Origin of the sequence: Mycobacterium farcinogenes (genome assembly GCF_019739075.1) — a bacterium.
In the GTDB taxonomy this organism is placed as follows: domain Bacteria; phylum Actinomycetota; class Actinomycetes; order Mycobacteriales; family Mycobacteriaceae; genus Mycobacterium; species Mycobacterium senegalense.
Map to the genome: position 1 here is coordinate 5,550,120 of NZ_CP081673.1, position 16,477 is coordinate 5,566,596.

The following is a 16,477-nucleotide window of genomic DNA, read 5'->3' on the forward strand; positions in this document are numbered from 1 at the left end:
ACCACCGCGAAGGTCACCCAGCAGCGCGAGCGTGCGTGTCTGCTGCCCGACACACCAGATGTCGGCAGCAGTTCACGCACGCTCGCGCTGTTTCGTCGGTACTCCTGTCTGCGCAGGGAGACCCGACGAGCGATGGTTGGGCGAAACGGATCAGTAGTGGCCAGGGCCGCGGCCGGCCATGTCCTCCAGGCGACGGATACGGTCGGCCATCGGCGGGTGGGTCGAGAACAGCTTGCCGATACGCTCGCCGGCGCGGAACGGGCTGGCGATCATCAAGTGCGCCTGATCGGCCAACTGGGGCTGTGGAGGCAGCGGGGCCGCCTCGACCCCACCGGAGATCTTGCGCAGCGCCGAGGCCAATGCCAGTGGATCACCGGTCAATTCGGCACCGGACTGGTCGGCCTGATATTCCCGCTGGCGGGATACCGCCATCCGCACCACGGTGGCCGCGATGGGTCCGAGCAGTGAAACCAGGAGCAGGGCAAGAGGATTCGAGCCTTCACGGTTACCGCCGAACATTCCGGCGAACATGGCCATGTTGGCCAGAGCGGTGATCACCGACGCCATCGCGCCGGCCACACACGAGATCAGGATGTCGCGGTTGTAGACGTGTGAGAGCTCATGCCCGAGAACCGCACGCAGCTCACGCTCGTTGAGGAGCTGCAGAATGCCGGTGGTACAGCACACCGCGGCGTTGCGTGGATTGCGGCCGGTGGCGAACGCGTTCGGGTTCGCGGTGTCGGAGATGTACAGCCGTGGCATCGGCTGATGGGCCGTGGTGGCCAACTCCCGCACGATCCGGTAGATCTCCGGCGCCTGCACCTCGGTGATCGGCTGGGCATGCATCGCACGCAGCGCCATCTTGTCGCTGTTGAAATACACGTAGGCGTTCATGCCCACGGCGAACAGGACCGCCAGATACATCACGTTGCGGCCGAACAGCGAACCGACGAAGACGATCAACGCCGACATCCCGACCAGCAGGAAGAATGTCTTGATCCGGTTCGCGTGCGGGTTCCACGTCATCGCAGTTTCCTCCTAGGCAACTACTCGGCAACCATCGCTGATTAAACGCTCAGTTACCGTCCGTGGTTCCTCGAATCAGCCGTGGCGGTTCACCGTGTAGTCCACGAGGGCGGCCAACGCGTCACGGCCGGGCCCGGCCGGCAGGCCCGCAAGCTCGGCGCGGGCCTGTGCCGCGTACTCGGCGACGGTCTCCTTGGCGCGTGCCATTCCGGCCGATTCCCGCAGCAACGCCAGTGCCTCGGCGACGTCCTCGTCACGCTCGACCGGGCCGGCCAGCAACTCCCGCAACCGATCGGAACCGGGGCCGGACTCGCGCAGCGCGTACAGCACCGGCAGGGTGTGCACACCCTCGCGCAGGTCCGTGCCCGGCACCTTGCCCGATTCATCGGGATCGCTGTCGATGTCGATGATGTCGTCGGAGATCTGGAACGCGGTGCCCACGATCCCGCCCAGCCGGTGCAGCCGGTCGATCTGGTCGGCGTCGGCACCCGAGAACGTCGCCCCGAACCGTCCGGAGGCGGCGATCAGGCACGCGGTCTTCTCGTAGACCACCTTGAGGTAGTGGTCGACGGAGTCGACATGCTCGGCCGCGCCGCGAGTCTCGCGCATCTGTCCGGTCACCAGTTGCGCGAATGTGTCGGCAATCACACGCACTGCGTCCGGTCCGAGCAGCGAAACCAGCCGCGACGCCGTGGCGAACAGGTAGTCGCCGGCCAGGATGGCGATGTTGTTGCCCCACCGGGCGTTGGCGCTGGCCGCCCCCCGCCGCATCTGGGCCTCATCCATCACGTCGTCGTGGTACAGCGTGGCCAGGTGCACCAGCTCGATGACCGCGCCGGCGATCGTGACCTCCGGATCGCCGGGCCGGGGGCCCAGCGACGCCGAGAGCACGGTGAACAACGGACGGAACCGTTTTCCGCCGGCCTGGAACAGATGCTGGACGGCCTCGGCCATGAGCTCATCGGCTTTGCCCAGCTCGTCAGACATCAGTTGTTCGATCCTGGCGACGCTGTCCCGGACTTCGACGGCGAACGCCGCGTCCCCGAAATCAACGCCTGCCACCACAGTCGCTGGTGTCCTCATTCGTCCAACATACTGGGGGACATGGATGCACCGGCGGGCAGGAGCGCAGCGACCCGGGGATATACACAGGCAGACGTGGTCGTGGTGGGCGCCGGACCGGCCGGGTCAGCGGCCGCCGCGTGGGCGGCCCGAGTCGGTCGCGACGTGCTGGTCATCGACGCGGCGCAGTTCCCGCGGGACAAGTCCTGCGGCGACGGGCTGACGCCGCGGGCGGTCGCCGAGCTGGAACGTCTCGGCATGGGGCCCTGGCTCGATACCCGGATCCGGCACCACGGCCTGCGGATGTCGGGATTCGGTGCCGATGTGGAAGTGCGGTGGCCTGGGCCGTCGTTCCCGTCAACCGGAAGCGCGGTACCGCGCACCGAACTCGACGACCGCATCCGCTCGGTCGCCGCCGACGACGGCGTGAAGATGCGGCTCGGCGCCAAAGTGGTTGGGGTGAGCCATGATTCGCGCGGTCACGTCGAGTCGGTGCAGCTCGACGACGGCGCCACCATCGGCTGCACGCACCTGATCGTGGCCGACGGGGCCCGCTCCACCCTGGGCCGCATGCTCGGTCGTACGTGGCACAAGGAGACCGTGTACGGCACCGCCATCCGGGGCTACCTCACCACCCCGCGCGCCGACGAGCCGTGGATCACCTCGCATCTGGAGCTGCGCTCCCCCGAAGGCCAGGTGCTGCCCGGCTACGGCTGGATCTTCCCGCTGGGCAACGGTGAGGTGAACATCGGGGTGGGCGCCCTGGCGACGGCGAAACGCCCGGCACACGCCGCGCTGCGACCGCTGCTGTCGTACTACACCCAGCTGCGCCGCGAGGAATGGGGATTTTCCGGGGAGCCGCGAGCGGCCCTGTCCGCGCTGCTGCCGATGGGCGGCGCGGTGTCCGGGGTGGCCGGCCCCAACTGGATGCTGGTCGGCGACGCGGCGGCGTGCATCAACCCGCTCAACGGCGAGGGCATCGACTACGGGCTGGAAACCGGCCGCTTGGCGGCCGAGATGCTGGGGTCCGGCGACTATGCGCAGGCCTGGCCCGCGCTGCTGCGGGACCATTACGCCCAGGGCTTCTCCATCGCCCGGCGGTTGGCACTGCTGCTCACCCTGCCCCGGTTCCTGCCGGCCTCCGGCCCGATCGCGGTGCGCTCGTCGTTCTTGATGAACATCGCCGTGCGGGTGATGGGCAATCTCGTCACCGAAGAGGACGACGACTGGGTGGCCCGGGTGTGGCGGAGCGCGGGGCTGGCGTCACGGAGGCTGGATCAGCGCAAACCGTTCAGCTGATCCGCTTGTTCGCGGTTGAGCATCCAGATCCGGGTGGACAGCGCCATCGCGAAGGCACACCACAGCGGATATGGCGACAGGATGGCGCCGGGGGCACCTTGGGCCTGTACCGCGCGGCGGGTCAGATCCGCGCTGCTGGCCGTCAGCGCCGCGGCCGTGAGCGCTGCGGCGCCGAGTCGGCGACGGGAGAAGAACACCCACGACCACGCGGCGTTGACAGCGAGGTTCGCACTCAGCGCCGCCGTGTAAGCGCGAGCCTGGTCGGCCTGGCCGTCGGCGCGCAAACGGTCGATGGTGCGGGCCGACACCACCGCGATGCCGGCGTACAGGATCGGCCAGACGATCGGAAACGCTTGTCGCGGAGGCTGAAAGGACGGCTTACGCAGCCGCTCGTACCACGTGGACTGGGCGGGGCGGCTGGCCAGCCCGCCGACGAACGCAGTGGTCAATGCCGCAGAGGCCGTCTTGGCCAGGGTGATCGGTCGCATGGGCCTCTACATACCCGAAACCGGTGGTCGGCACACGTGCGCCGCGGTCGCCGATTTCCACCCCTGGGTCATGACGAGCGAAGTCGAACAGCCCGGCGGTGGAAAACGGCGCGGCCAAGGAGACACCGCTCAGCTCAGCGGTACTCGCAAAGATAGGCCGTCTCGACCTCGGTGCGCACCTGGAACTTGCTGTCCGCAGGCACGGTGAATTGTGTTCCGGCCGCGAAGGTTTCCCATCCTTCGGCACCGGGCAGCTTGACGGTCAGCGCACCGGAGACCACCTTCATGATCTCCAGGGAGGAGGTGCCGAACTCGTACTCACCCGCGGCCATGACGCCCACGGTCGCCGCTCCCTCCGGCGTGGTGAAGCCGATCGAGGCGACGTCGCCACCGAAGTACTCGTTGACCTTGAACAATGCGGCTCCTTGAAGTCGGGTGAGCGGTCAGGATACCGGTGCCGGACACCCCCGCCGCCGGCTACACCACGTACTTGAGCACGCCGAGCATCGCGTTCTCGTCGGCCGGTGCGCCGGCGCACCGCTGCAGCCCGGCAAGCAGTGCCGAGGTGTCCATCCCGGTGCCGATCAACACCAACTCGGTGCCACCGGGGCGACGTTTCTCGAAGCGCAGCGAACTGCCGACCAGCTGCACCAGGAACCGCTGGTCGCCGAAGTCGACGAAACCCTTGGCCCGATACAGCCCCTCGGGCCGATCTCGCAGAAACTCCATGAACAAGCGCGGGTTCACCGGGGTATCGGTGCGGAACTCGATGCTCTGATACGCGGGATGGTCGTGACCGTGCTCCTCGCGCAGGAGCTCGTCGAAGGACAGCTGGGCCTGCGGCGCACGCTCCGGGGGGTCGATCAGTAGCTCCGGATCGATGCGGGCGAAGTCGGTGGGCAGCACCGGAACCCGGGGATTGAGCTCGCGGATCCGGGCGATCAGGCCGTCGGCGTCGGCGCACGAGGACGCCTTGTTCAGCACCACCAGATCGGCGACCGGTACCCCGTGGCCGAGATCGGGCTGCAGGCCGTCGACGACCAGGACCAGGCCGGCGTAATGGAAGCGCGGATCGTCGGCGGTGATGATGGTGCGCGCCAGGGCGGCCGGCTCGGCCACACCGCTGGCCTCCACCACGATCAGGTCGAGCCGGGGTTTGACGGCGGCGAGCTTGCCGAGCATCTCGCCCGCCTCGTCGGCGTCGACCGCACAGCAGATGCAGCCGTTGGACAGCGACGCCATCGCATCGACCTGGCCGGCGACCAGCATGGCGTCGATGTTGACCGCGCCGAAGTCGTTGACCAGCGCCCCGATGCGGACACCGCGGCCGTTGCGCAGCAGGTGGTTGAGCAGCGTGGTTTTTCCGGCGCCGAGATGACCGGCGACCGCAAGCACAGGTACCGATGTCACCGGGCCATCGTAGTTATTGGTAACTGTTTTCAGTAAGCGGGTCACGGCATACCGCTACCACCTCGGCCCGCCAACCGCCGTGGACGCTAAGTTAATCCAGGTTCTCCGCTGAACCGGCGCGACGCGCCGCTTCGAAGGCCCCCACCACTATGTGATCGACGGGTCACAAACCCGGGTACGGAATTGTTCCGGACCTCCGAAGACACCGTCTCTCCACTCGAGAATGGCCATTCACTTAATTGTTGCGATCGCGTCATGAGATGTGACATGCTCCACAGGCGACCGGGGGGTCGAAACGGTGCTTCAGCACAGCCGGTGTCACCGGGCGGCCCCGCGCATGCCACAACACGCGCGGAAGGAACTCGATGACCTACGAGCTACCAGCGTCCAAGGGCCCCGTACGGGATGTCCTGGTCCAGGGCGGCTACGTGCTCGGCTTCTCGGTACAGGCGCTGGTCAGCGTCGTCACCGCGCTGATCCGCCGACGCCTGGTGCTCGACGAGGTCGTGACCCAGACCCTGTTCATCGGCCGGGTCTGCACCGGCCCGGCACTCTTGCTGATGATGCCCATCGGGGTGTTCATCGCGGTGTCGGTCGGTGAGCTGGCCGGGCGCATCGGCGCCGGCGGCTATTCGGGTGCTGTGGTGGCCTTCATCATCGTCGGCCAGGCCGCGGCCCTGGTCTGCGCGTTGATGATGGCCGGGGTCGCGGGCTCGGCGATCTGCACCGACCTGGGATCGCGCACCATCCGCGAGGAGATCGACGCGATGGAAGTGATGGGCCTGGATGTGATCGAGCGCCTGGTCGCACCGAGGCTGGTCGCCGCCGTCATCGTGGCGCTGGCACTGTGCTCGATCGTCACCTTCGGCGGCGTGATGGCCTGCTACCTCTACCACATCAGCGTGCAGCACCTGCCCGCCGGAACGTTCCTGGCCACCTTCAGCCAGTACGGCCAGGTGTCGGATTTCGTTATGGCACTGATCAAGTCGGCGGTCTTCGGGCTGACCGCCACCCTGGTCGCGACCTTCAAGGGCCTGCACGCCAAGGGCGGCGCCGGCGGCGTGGCCAACGCCGTGAACGAGGCGGTGGTGCTGGCCTTCGCCCTGGTCTTCATCCTCAACACCACCATGTCGGCGCTGTACACCGTGGTGGTTCCGGCCGTGGGCAGTTACCGGTGACCGCGATCACCAGCAGCGCTGCCCTGCACCGGATTTCGCGGCCGGCGGTGGCCGGTCTCGATGCGCTCGCGGTCGCCGGCCAGCACGTCACGTTCTACGCCAAGGTGCTCGGCTCGCTGCCGTACGCCCTGGTGCGCTACCGCAAACACACCCTCAATCAGATCGGCGAGGTCACCTTCGGCACGAGCTCCCTGCTGTCCGGCGGCGGAACCATCGGCATCGTTTTCGCCATGTCACTGGCCGCGGCCATGATGCTGGGCGTCGAAACCCAGCGCGGCCTGGACCTGGTCGGGATGAACACGCTCTCGGGCATGCTCGCCGCGATCGCCAACACCCGCGAACTGGCGCCTGTCGTGGTGGCGATCGCCTTGGCCGCCAAGGTCGGGACCGGATTCACCGCCCAGATCGGGGCCATGCGGATCTCCGACGAGATCGACGCGATCGACGCCATGGCGCTGCGCTCGGTGCCCTATCTGGTCGGCACCCGGGTGCTGGCCTCGGTGGTGTGCGTGATCCCGATCTACATGATCGGACTGCTCGCCAGCTACCTGTCCACCCGCACGGTGGTGGTGGTCTTCAACGGGGCGTCCCCCGGCACCTATGACTACTTCTTCCATCTGGCCCTCGGCCCGCAGGATCTGCTCTACTCCGGCATCAAGGCGATCGTGTTCGCGGTTGTGGTGGCGCTGGTGCACTGCACCTACGGCTATTTCGCCTCCGGCGGTCCGGCCGGGGTGGGGCAGGCCGCGGGCCGGGCGCTGCGCACCGCGATCCTCGCGGTCGGCATCCTCGACGTACTGCTCACCTTCGCACTGTGGGGCCTGGTGCCCGAGATCCCCGGGATGGGAATGTGAAGCACCTCAAGAGATCTCACAGACGTACCGAACCCGGCCGGGCGAAGCTGGCAGTGCGGGGCCTGGCCGCGACCGTCGTGGCGCTGGCCGTGGCGTCGGTCCTGGTGGCGCGGGCCTCGGGTCACCTGGAACGCAGCGCCGACGTGTTCGTGGGCGTTCCGGTGTCGGCGGGGCTGATCACCGGCGGATCCCCGGTGCGCTACCACGGCGTCAACGTCGGGCGCATCGCCGACATCGAATCGGGTACCCACACCTCACGCGTCCGGTTGGCGATCGAACCCGACAGCCTCGGCGTCATCCCGTCCTCGGCCGTCGCCCGCATCGTGCCCCGCACCTTCTTCGGCGACATCTACCTGCAACTCGTCGACCCGCACGGTGACCGTTCGGCGACGGGCCTGAAGCCCGGCGACACCGTGGCCATCGACGACAGCCCCGACGCGATGGCGCTCTACGACGTGTTCACCAAGATCGTCGAAATGTTCTCGCAGATCAAACCCGAACGCATGCAGACCGCCCTCACCGCGATCAGCCAGTCACTGCGCAACCGGGGCACCGAACTCGGCACCACGATCGACAACCTGAGCGCCAGTGCGCAGGTGCTGACCCCGTCGCTCGTCCGATTCCTCGACACCACACCGCAATTCCGCGACGTGATGGCCTCGCTCAACACCGCCACCCCCGACATCATCTCGACGCTGTCGGCGGCGACATCGGTGTCGAATCGAATGGTCGACGATCAGAAGAAATTCTCCTCGGCGCTGGACGGGTTCGCCCGGTTCTCCTCGGTGCTCACCGCGTTCCTGTCCGATCACCGCGAGCAGTTGATCACCGTGGTCGACGCGGCCGGAAAGATCATGGCCACCACCGCAGCCCAGCCACTGGGGCTGGTGGACACTCTGGCCGGCGCACAGTCGTTCGGCGAGGCCGGCGCCAAGGTGTTCGCCACGGGCAAGTTCAACATCACCGCCGTGGCGACGTTCGCCGGGCCGATGCCCTACTCCCTTCAAGATTGCCCGGTCTACGGCAACCTGCAGGGCGCGCGCTGTGCCGAATCCGCACCAACCGGCGGGATCCCCGATCAACCCGAGGACGTGCTGGCCCGCCCGGCCGCCGACCTGCCGATCACGCCGTTCACCCCGCCCGCCCCGCACCTGCCGACGAACTCGTCCCTGCCACCGGGACCGGGATTGCCGCAGTCCGCACCGATACCGACCGAACCGCTTCCCGCCGAATCGGTTCCAGGGGCCGCGCCGGCCTCCGCCGTCGTCGACGCAGACGGCCAGGCGCACGCGCTCGCGGTCCTGCAGGACCAACTCGTGCCCCCGGCCGGTGCCCCCTCAACCCAACCGAACATCGCCACGGTGCTCATGCTGGGCCCGCTGGTGCGCGGCACGGAAGTGCAGGTCTCATGAACCGCAACGGTCGGTGGCAGTCATGGGCCAAGCTGGGCGCCTTCGGCACCGCCGGGATGCTCAGCGCAGTGCTGGTGATGAACACCCTGTCGGTGCCGGTGCGCGGTAGCACCGTGACCTACCAGGCGCAGTTCACCAGCGTCGAAGGCCTCAACGTCGGAAACCCGGTGACCATGAACGGCATTCGGATCGGCCGGGTCGATTCGATCCGGTTCGCTCCCAACGCCGACGGCACCAGCCGCGCCGACGTCGACATCGAGGTCAACTCCGATTTCACCCTGACCAGCAACGTCACCGCAGCCGTACGCTACGGCGACATGCTCGGCGCCCGCTACGTGGCGCTGTCCGATCCGGGTGAGGCCATCATGGACGTCTCCACCGACGAACCACCGGCACGCCTGGCTGCCGGCGGAGTCATCCCGCTGGCCCAGACCTCACCCGCGGTGGATCTGACCGCGCTCCTCAACGGGTTCAAGCCGTTGTTCGACGCGTTGGCCCCCGAGCAGGTCAACACCCTGACCCGGGGATTCGTCGAGACCTTCAGCGGCCAGGCGCAGACCTTGACCACGCTGCTCACCCAGATCGCCGCCATGACATCGAGTTTGACCGGGAACTCCGCCATTTTTACCCAGCTGATCGACAACATGTCGACACTGATGCGCACCATGAACGCCCGCCAGCCGCAACTGGAGCAGATGTTGCAGGGGCTCAACCGGCTCAGCGCTGCGGTGACCTCCGGTGACCGCCAGTTCGAGACGCTCATCGACCAGGGCAATGCCGTGCTGGCCACCCTGGCCAACACGGTCAACAGTTCCAGCACCGCTTACGGAGAAACGATCACCAATCTCAACGCCATGCTGCAGGCCTGGCAGCCCAACACCGAGCAGTTCACCACGCTGCTGAACCGGCTGCCCGAATTCGGCGATGCGATCAATCGGACCACCAGCTACGGCGGGTTCGTGAGCCTGTACCTGTGCAACTTCACCCTCAAGATCCGCAGCCACGAAGCCAACATTTTCGGCTACACGCATTCCGAGGTGTGTCAGTAGATGTTTCTCGTCAAACTGATCGACCTCTTCGTCGGCGCGGTGATCTTCCTCTTCGTCAAGGATCAGCGCAAACACAACCCGTCAATCCCGTTGGCACTCGGCATGATCGGAACCATCACACTGGTGGCCATCATGGTCGTCTCGATCGGGATCCCCCGCGCGGTCTACCACGTCCGAACCAAGGACTATGTCGCCGAACTCGCCAACGCCAGCGGACTGACCGGCGGTGACCCCGTCTACGTGGCCGGGGTGCCGGCCGGTCGAGTCGAGGATGTCGCCCTGGCCGTGGACCGGGTCCGGGTCGGCTTCCGCCTCGACAAGGCGCAGGCGCTGGGCAACCGGACCACGGTGACCGTGCGGTTGCGGACCGTGTTGGGCAAGCGCTTCCTGGACGTCATGCCCGCCGGGACAGTAAACGGCTTGGACTCCAACGTCATTCCCCTGTCGCGCACCACTGTGCCTTACAGCCTCGACGAGGTGGGGCGCAAGGCCGCCGACACCGCCGAGCACGTCGACCAGCAGCCGTTGACCGCGATGATGACCACCCTGGTGGAGACCATGCCCGGCAACAGCGCCGAACTCGGCCAGGCACTCGCCGGGATCAGCGCGGCCAGCTCGGCTTTCGCCGACAACGGCGACAAGATCGACGAGATCCTGCGGATCAGCCGGCAAATGGCCGAAATGCTGGCCCACCAGACGGATTCGCTGGCCGACACCGCCGCCAACGCGCAGTACATCGTGTCGTCGTTGGCCGCGCGTCGCCAGGCGCTGACCGACATCGTCACCAACCTGACCGCGATCATGCGGCACCTCGCCCAGATCTACACCGAAAAGCAGGCCGATTTCGGCAGTTTGATCGCCGGGCTCACCGCGGTCACCGGAACCTTGAAAGCCAACGTGGACAAGATCGACCAGACCCTGCAGAAGATGCCGCCGGCGATCCGTGCGGTCACCAACGCCACCGGCAACGGCAACTGGGCCGACGTCAACTCCCCGTCAGTGGTGATGCCCGACAACCTGTTGTGCTTCCTCAACGTTCAGCGGGAGTGCCGATGACGCGTAGAGCCTTGATCGCGATTGTGACGGTCCTGTGTGTGGCCGCCGGCGGCTGGTATGTGTTCGGCCGCACCGACCGGGCCCGTACCGTGCACGCCGACTTCGGCTACATCAACGGTATCTACCCCGGCAGCAAGGTCACCGTGCTCGGGGTTCCGGTGGGGCGCGTCACCGCGGTGACGCCACAGGGCACCACGGTGCGCGTCACCATGACCCTGCCCGACGACGTCGCGCTGCCCGCCGATCCGGACGCGTACGTGGTGAGCCCGGCGCTGATCAGCGACCGCAGCGTCGAACTCGGCCCCGCCTACAGCGGATCGGGTCCCACGCTGGCCGACGGACACGTCATCGGAGCCGACCACAGCCACTCCCCGATCACCTTCGACACCATGCTGGGCAGCCTGAGCACGCTGACCTCAGCGATCGGCCCGCAACAGGGCGATATCGGCGCGGTGCTGTCCCGCGGCGCCGACCAATGGCGCGACCAGGGCAAGCTGTTCAACTCCGCGATGCGCAACCTGAGCGCGGCCAGCGGCGTGCTGGGCGCGCGGGCCGAGGACATCGGAGCGGTGGTGGACAACCTCAGCACGCTGATGGCGGCATTCAATCAACGGCAGGTGTCGCTGGACCAGATGGTCACCGAGCTCGGGCAGGTCGGCGGTAGCTGGGCCGACACAGGCGTCGACATCGCCCAGCCCATGGCCGACCTCAAGGTGGTGCTCGACCAGGTCGACACCTTCGTCGCCCAGCACGGCGACGACCTGGGCACCATCGCAGCCAACCTCAACGCTGTAGGAAACGTGTTGACGGCCAAGCAGCCGCAACTGGGTGAGTTCATGGACCTGGTGCCGCTGATGATGCAGAACCTGTCCAACACGATCGGCCCCGACCGGCGTGGCCGGATCCGACTGAACGTGTCCACGGTGCTCGCCCAGTTCGCCGCCGCCCAGAACTTCTGCGACCGCAACATGTTGCCGATGTGCGTGGGTGCGGGGATCACCAACCCGATCTCGTATCCGATCAGCCGCTCGGACCCGCTGGGCATCGTGTCGGCCGTCACCGGCAACGCTCCGGCCCCGAACCCGAAATACCCGAGGTGAACGGTCATGCGTAAAGCCTTGCCCAAGCCCAGTTTGCGGGGCGCGGCCACCGGCTGCGCCGTGGTGGTCGCGGTCGCGATTCCATTCGCGTTGAGCGGCAACATCTTCAAGCTCGGTATTCAAGACCTTCCGCTGGGCCGCACCTCTCCCTCCGACACCATGGCGGTGACGGTGGTGCTGCCGACCGCCGACGGCATCACCATCGGCGCCGACGTGCGCAACGGGCAGAAGGTGGTGGGCCGGGTCAGCGGGATGAGCCTGGCCGCCTCGGGCGCCTCGGTGCAGCTTAGCCTGGCCGACGCCGCCGGCCTGGACTCCGGAACGGTGGCCAGTGTGGAACTGCCCTCGGCCCTGGGCAATCCGTTCGTCCGGCTCAGCAGCGCACCGGTCCCGCAACGAGCGTTACGTGACGGCGACGTGATTCCGCCCAGCCATACCGAGCTCGGGCCGCAGATCGAGAGCGCGTTGGCCACCTTCGGCGCGCTGTTGTCCCGCAGCGGCGTCGACCAGCTGGCCACCATCGTCACCGAACTGGACAAGGCGTTCGCCGGCCGGGCCGACAAGGTGCGCGGCCTGATCGACTCGATGTCGCTGCTGGCCGCCAAGGCCTCCGAACATCAGGGTGAGTTCGATCAGGCAATGACCCTGGCCGCCAACATCGCCGGACAGTTCGGGCACGAACAGAAGACCGTGGCCGGATATCTCGACGCGGTACCCAAAGTGGTGGCGATGCTCGACATCCAGCGCGCCAAGCTGCAAACCCTGTACTCCTCGACGACCGCGCTGGCCGCTACCGCCAACAACGTGCTGTCCTCGGCCGACCTGGGTGCCATGGTGAGCGACGCCGGCACCGTGGTGGGGATGATGGGCACCTTCAACGACCGGCTCGGCGCGATGCTCACCTCGATGAACACCTTCCTGGAGAAGTTCGGCAGCTCGGTTCACGGCGATTACCTGATGTTCGATGGCGCCCTGGACATTCCGGGCACCATCGACAAGCTCCTGACCGGAGGGTTGATCGTCAACGGCACCCCGATCACCGGGGATGTCGCCCTCGAAGGGTTCTTGTCGGGAGGTCTGAATTGAGACGCCTGGTCGTAGTTCAGCTGGCCATCTTCGCGGTGATCGCCGCGATCGTCATCCCGTTCGGCATCCGCTATGTGGCCGGGCCGCAGGGATTCCGGACGCCGATGACCCTGAACGCCAACATGACCGACGCATTCGGACTGACCGCCGGCACCAGCGTCACGGTGCGCGGCGTGCAGGTCGGCACCGTCGACGACGTCTGGCTCTCCCCCGACGGCGCCGCGATGGTGCGGTTGTCGATCGACCCCGACACCAGGATTCCGCGTGACGCGATCCTGACCGTCGGGATGGGCACGGCCGCCGGCATTCAGAGCGTCGACATCATGCCGCAGTCCGACGCCGGCCCCTACCTGGCCTCCGGCGACACCATCGCCGCACCCGCCGACCGCCAACCCATCCAGATGGACCGGATCATGGGCGACACCGCGCAATTGGTGAAAGGCATCGATACGCGGGCAGTCCGGGATGTGGGTACCGAGCTGTCGAACGCGTTCGACGGGCTGGGCCCCGACCTGGCCATGCTGATCGACAACGCGTCGGACATGTCCACCCGCATCCGCAACCAGACCGGCCAGCTGCAGCCCCTGATCGAGGGCACCGCCGAACTCGTCACCACGATGGCCGGCCAGGGTGACCCGTTCGTGCGCGGCATGGGCGCCAGCGCCCGGCTGGCCAACCAACTCGACGGCAGCGGACCGGCATTCCTCTACCTGACCGACCATTCGCCGGCCGCGCTGGCCTCACTGCAGCGCGTGCTCGACACCTACCAGGGCACCTTCGGTGCCACGCTGGCCAACCTCGCCACCGTCACCCCGATCATCGGCGACCGCACCGACTCGCTGCAGACGGGTTTGTCGACGATCCCCAAGGGACTGCAAGACCTGACCTCGATCGTCAAGCTGGACGCCACCGGCCAGACCCGCGCCGACTTCTCGCTCATCGCGACCCAGGGGCCAGTGTGCAACTACGACGTCGACCGCCGCGCCATCGGCGACGTCAGCCCGAAAGATCCGAACCTGGTGATGTACTGCCCGCCGGCACCCGACATGCTGATGCGGGGCGCGGTCAACGCACCCCGACCCAACGATCTCGGCCTGCAGAACTCCCAGACCCCCGGGCACCCGATCGGACCCGAAGTGGTCGATGACCCGGTCAAGATCCCGACCCTGGCCCAGCTGGCCTACAAATGGCGCAGCATCCTGAAAGGTGGCCCGCAGTGAGCAATTCCGACGATGACGCCGACGACCCCAAATCGGTGCTGACGCTGGAGGACCCGGCCGAGGAAACCGCAAGCGAAGCCGAGGCACAGGCGTCCGATCCCACTGCGCCCAGCCGCGCCAAGCGCCGGGTACTGGCGGGCCTGGTCGCGCTACTGGCGGTCGCCGCCACCGCCGCGCTGGTGCTGTTGTCGATCAGCGAGTACCAACACCGTCGCGACGACACCTTGCGCGGTCAGGCCGTGGCGATGTCGCGCGACTACCTGGTGGCGATGGCCGCGTTCGACTACCAGAAGATGGACGCCAACCGCGAACACATCGTCGCCAACTCCACCCCCGGCTTCGCCGCCAAATACGACGAGATGGTCAAGGCGCTGCGCGACATCGTGGTGACCAGCAAAGGTGTCGCGACCGCGACCGCAGACCACGTGGTGGTCGACTCCCTCGCCGACGACGCGGCCACCGTGGTGGCATTCGTCGATCAACACGTCACCAATGTGACTGCGCCACAAGGCAGTGACCAGAAGTACCGGATGGTGGTCAAGCTGGTGCGCAGCGGCGATCGCTGGATCGTCGACGACGTGCAGACCGTGTAACCCCTGTTAGCCATAGTTCGCCCCCGAGAGGAGTCCCATGCCAGCGACATATGTGGATCTGGCCGCCCAGCCGCGGTTGACCACTGCCGAAACGCGCATCACCGTCACTCAGCGGGTGCCCCGGTGGATCCGGAAGAAGCACGTCGATCTCACCGACGCGCTGGACTTCTGGTCCGCCGCCGGGGCGGCGGCCAACGTCATCATGCAGATGAGCTGGCCCGAGGTGGGCTATGGCGTGGCCGAAAGCCGGGTGGAGTCAGGCAGTTTGGTGCACCACCCCTGGAAGCGGCTGCGGACCACCGCGCAGTACCTGACGGTCGCAATCCTGGGCACCGACGAAGAGAAGAACGCCTACCGCGAGGCGGTCAACGTCGCGCACCGGCAGGTCAGGTCCACTGAAGACAGCCCGGTCAAGTACAACGCGTTCAACCGCGAACTCCAGTTGTGGGTGGCGGCATGCCTTTTCATCTTCTACGAGGACACCCACCAGCTGCTGTACGGCACCATGACCGAGGAGCAGGCCGAAACCTTCTACCAGAGTGCGATGACCATCGGCACCACGCTGCAGGTGCTCGAAGAGATGTGGCCGGCCACGCGGGCGGATTTCGACGCGTACTGGAACACCGCGTGCGAACGCGTCCAGATGACCCCGTTCGTACGGGATTACCTCATGGTCCTGGTGGAGCTGCGGATGATCAACTGGCCGATGCGCAAGATGCTGGCGCCGCTGTTGCGGTTTTTGACCATCGGATTCCTGGCACCGGTGTTCCGCGAGGCGATGGAACTGGAGTGGACCGACACCGACCGGCGCCGCTTCGAACATCTCTTCCTGTTCGTGGCGTTCGTCAACCGCTTCCTGCCGAAATCGCTACGCACCGGCAACTACTCGGTGCTGATGAAGGATATCCGCCGCCGGATCCGCCGTAAGAAGGCGCTGATCTGACGACCCCAGACACCCTGCTCTCGCGCTATCTGCCGGACCGACGGTTCCTGTTCGTGCTGCCGAGGGCGGTCTGCCTGCAGTCGCTGCATCCGACGATCGCCACCGGGATCTCCCAGCACGCTCTTCTGCACCGGCGAGTCTGGTTGCACCACAAACGCACCGTGACCCAGGCGATCAGGATCGCGTTCACCGACGTCGACATGCGCCCCTACATCCGGTTCGCGCATGAGGAGGTCAAGGGCCGTGACCCGGCCGGTCACAAATACCACGCGCTCAATCCCGACGTCTTCCATTTCCAGCACGCCACCTATGTGGAAAGCCTTGTGATGATGGTCAATACCTTCATCCGAAAGCTGGACGAGCGCGAGCACGAGCAGCTCTACCAGGAGTGCTGCGCGTGGTATCGCCGCTACGGCATCTCCGCGCGCCCCATGCCGGCCAGCTGGCCGGAGTTCGGCGAGTACTTCGATGACGCATGCCGTACGCAGCTGTCGGCGGGCGAGCATTTCGAGCCGTTCCGCCGGCAGATGTTCGCACCGACGGACTGGTGGCCACGGGCCGTGCCGCAGCGGGCCATCCGGGCCATGCAGCATCCGCGGGCGGCCGAGCTGACCGGCGTTCGCGTCAGCGCCGGCGACCGGCGCGCCCTGCGGCGGTTCACGGTGATCAGTCGGGTCCTGTGCTGACCGTCCGCCACAATG

The 16,477-nt window shown here is 66.9% G+C and carries 17 protein-coding genes; 12 read left to right on the forward strand and 5 right to left on the reverse strand.

Annotation, left to right across the window (positions count from 1 at the left end; genetic code table 11):
* Window positions 1-150: 150 nt before the first annotated feature.
* Both htpX and grcC1 read right to left on the reverse strand, forming a co-directional pair.
* Window positions 151-1,026 carry a zinc metalloprotease HtpX gene (htpX, locus tag K6L26_RS26410; protein ID WP_070187062.1) on the reverse strand — a complete coding sequence of 292 codons (876 nt, stop codon included), beginning with the start codon at window positions 1,024-1,026 and terminating at the stop codon, window positions 151-153.
* A gap of 75 nt (window positions 1,027-1,101) precedes the next feature.
* A complete protein-coding gene (grcC1, locus tag K6L26_RS26415) occupies window positions 1,102-2,109 on the reverse strand; it encodes a nonaprenyl/(2E,6E)-farnesyl/geranylgeranyl diphosphat synthase (protein ID WP_221852077.1) in 1,008 nt (335 codons plus the stop codon).
* 21 nt (window positions 2,110-2,130) lie between these two features.
* Here grcC1 and menJ point away from each other — a divergent pair, with 21 nt between their 5' ends.
* Window positions 2,131-3,387, forward strand: a complete 1,257-nt coding sequence (gene menJ / locus K6L26_RS26420; protein ID WP_221852078.1) for a menaquinone reductase MenJ — start codon at window positions 2,131-2,133, stop codon at window positions 3,385-3,387.
* On the opposite strand, the gene K6L26_RS26425 is transcribed toward menJ, so the two are convergent.
* The 3 genes from K6L26_RS26425 to K6L26_RS26435 all read right to left on the reverse strand — a co-directional run bounded on the left by K6L26_RS26425 (window position 3,366) and on the right by K6L26_RS26435 (window position 5,285).
* On the reverse strand, window positions 3,366-3,875 hold the full coding sequence (locus K6L26_RS26425) for a TspO/MBR family protein (RefSeq protein ID WP_221852080.1): 510 nt from the start codon (window positions 3,873-3,875) through the stop codon (window positions 3,366-3,368). The genes menJ and K6L26_RS26425 overlap by 22 nt on opposite strands.
* Before the next feature lie 134 nt (window positions 3,876-4,009).
* Window positions 4,010-4,291: a pyrimidine/purine nucleoside phosphorylase gene (locus K6L26_RS26430; protein WP_221852082.1), complete on the reverse strand. Its 282-nt coding sequence runs from the start codon at window positions 4,289-4,291 to the stop codon at window positions 4,010-4,012.
* Window positions 4,292-4,352: 61 nt separating this feature from the next.
* Complete coding sequence (locus K6L26_RS26435; protein WP_043370907.1) at window positions 4,353-5,285, reverse strand: CobW family GTP-binding protein; 933 nt, start codon at window positions 5,283-5,285, stop codon at window positions 4,353-4,355.
* A gap of 365 nt (window positions 5,286-5,650) precedes the next feature.
* On the opposite strand from K6L26_RS26435, the gene K6L26_RS26440 reads away from it, so the two are divergent.
* From K6L26_RS26440 to K6L26_RS26490, 11 genes are read left to right on the forward strand one after another with little or no spacing between them, the layout of a single operon-like run.
* The gene (locus tag K6L26_RS26440) at window positions 5,651-6,463 is read left to right on the forward strand and encodes an MlaE family ABC transporter permease (RefSeq protein WP_036389232.1); all 813 of its coding nucleotides are present in this window, start codon (window positions 5,651-5,653) and stop codon (window positions 6,461-6,463) included.
* Window positions 6,464-6,486: 23 nt separating this feature from the next.
* Window positions 6,487-7,317 (forward strand): MlaE family ABC transporter permease, encoded by an 831-nt coding sequence (locus K6L26_RS26445; RefSeq protein WP_047039949.1) that lies wholly within the window; start codon window positions 6,487-6,489, stop codon window positions 7,315-7,317.
* On the forward strand, window positions 7,314-8,729 hold the full coding sequence (locus K6L26_RS26450) for an MCE family protein (protein ID WP_221852084.1): 1,416 nt from the start codon (window positions 7,314-7,316) through the stop codon (window positions 8,727-8,729). Before K6L26_RS26445 ends, K6L26_RS26450 begins: the two co-directional genes overlap by 4 nt.
* Window positions 8,726-9,778, forward strand: a complete 1,053-nt coding sequence (locus tag K6L26_RS26455) for an MCE family protein (protein WP_221852086.1) — start codon at window positions 8,726-8,728, stop codon at window positions 9,776-9,778. Before K6L26_RS26450 ends, K6L26_RS26455 begins: the two co-directional genes overlap by 4 nt.
* Window positions 9,779-10,834, forward strand: coding sequence for an MCE family protein (locus K6L26_RS26460; protein ID WP_019347678.1), 1,056 nt, complete (start codon window positions 9,779-9,781; stop codon window positions 10,832-10,834). It abuts the gene before it with no gap.
* Complete coding sequence (locus tag K6L26_RS26465; protein ID WP_043370250.1) at window positions 10,831-11,934, forward strand: MCE family protein; 1,104 nt, start codon at window positions 10,831-10,833, stop codon at window positions 11,932-11,934. Before K6L26_RS26460 ends, K6L26_RS26465 begins: the two co-directional genes overlap by 4 nt.
* A 6-nt stretch (window positions 11,935-11,940) precedes the next feature.
* Entirely contained in the window at window positions 11,941-13,020 is a 1,080-nt protein-coding gene (locus K6L26_RS26470; protein WP_047039917.1) for an MlaD family protein, read from the forward strand.
* On the forward strand, window positions 13,017-14,240 hold the full coding sequence (locus K6L26_RS26475) for an MlaD family protein (protein WP_019344485.1): 1,224 nt from the start codon (window positions 13,017-13,019) through the stop codon (window positions 14,238-14,240). The genes K6L26_RS26470 and K6L26_RS26475 overlap by 4 nt, the downstream gene beginning before the upstream one ends.
* On the forward strand, window positions 14,237-14,833 hold the full coding sequence (locus K6L26_RS26480) for an Rv1363c family protein (RefSeq protein WP_221852088.1): 597 nt from the start codon (window positions 14,237-14,239) through the stop codon (window positions 14,831-14,833). The genes K6L26_RS26475 and K6L26_RS26480 overlap by 4 nt, the downstream gene beginning before the upstream one ends.
* Window positions 14,834-14,870: 37 nt before the next feature.
* Complete coding sequence (locus tag K6L26_RS26485; protein ID WP_036389237.1) at window positions 14,871-15,776, forward strand: oxygenase MpaB family protein; 906 nt, start codon at window positions 14,871-14,873, stop codon at window positions 15,774-15,776.
* A 29-nt stretch (window positions 15,777-15,805) separates the two neighbouring features.
* Window positions 15,806-16,462: an oxygenase MpaB family protein gene (locus tag K6L26_RS26490; RefSeq protein WP_264019030.1), complete on the forward strand. Its 657-nt coding sequence runs from the start codon at window positions 15,806-15,808 to the stop codon at window positions 16,460-16,462.
* Window positions 16,463-16,477: the final 15 nt, after the last annotated feature.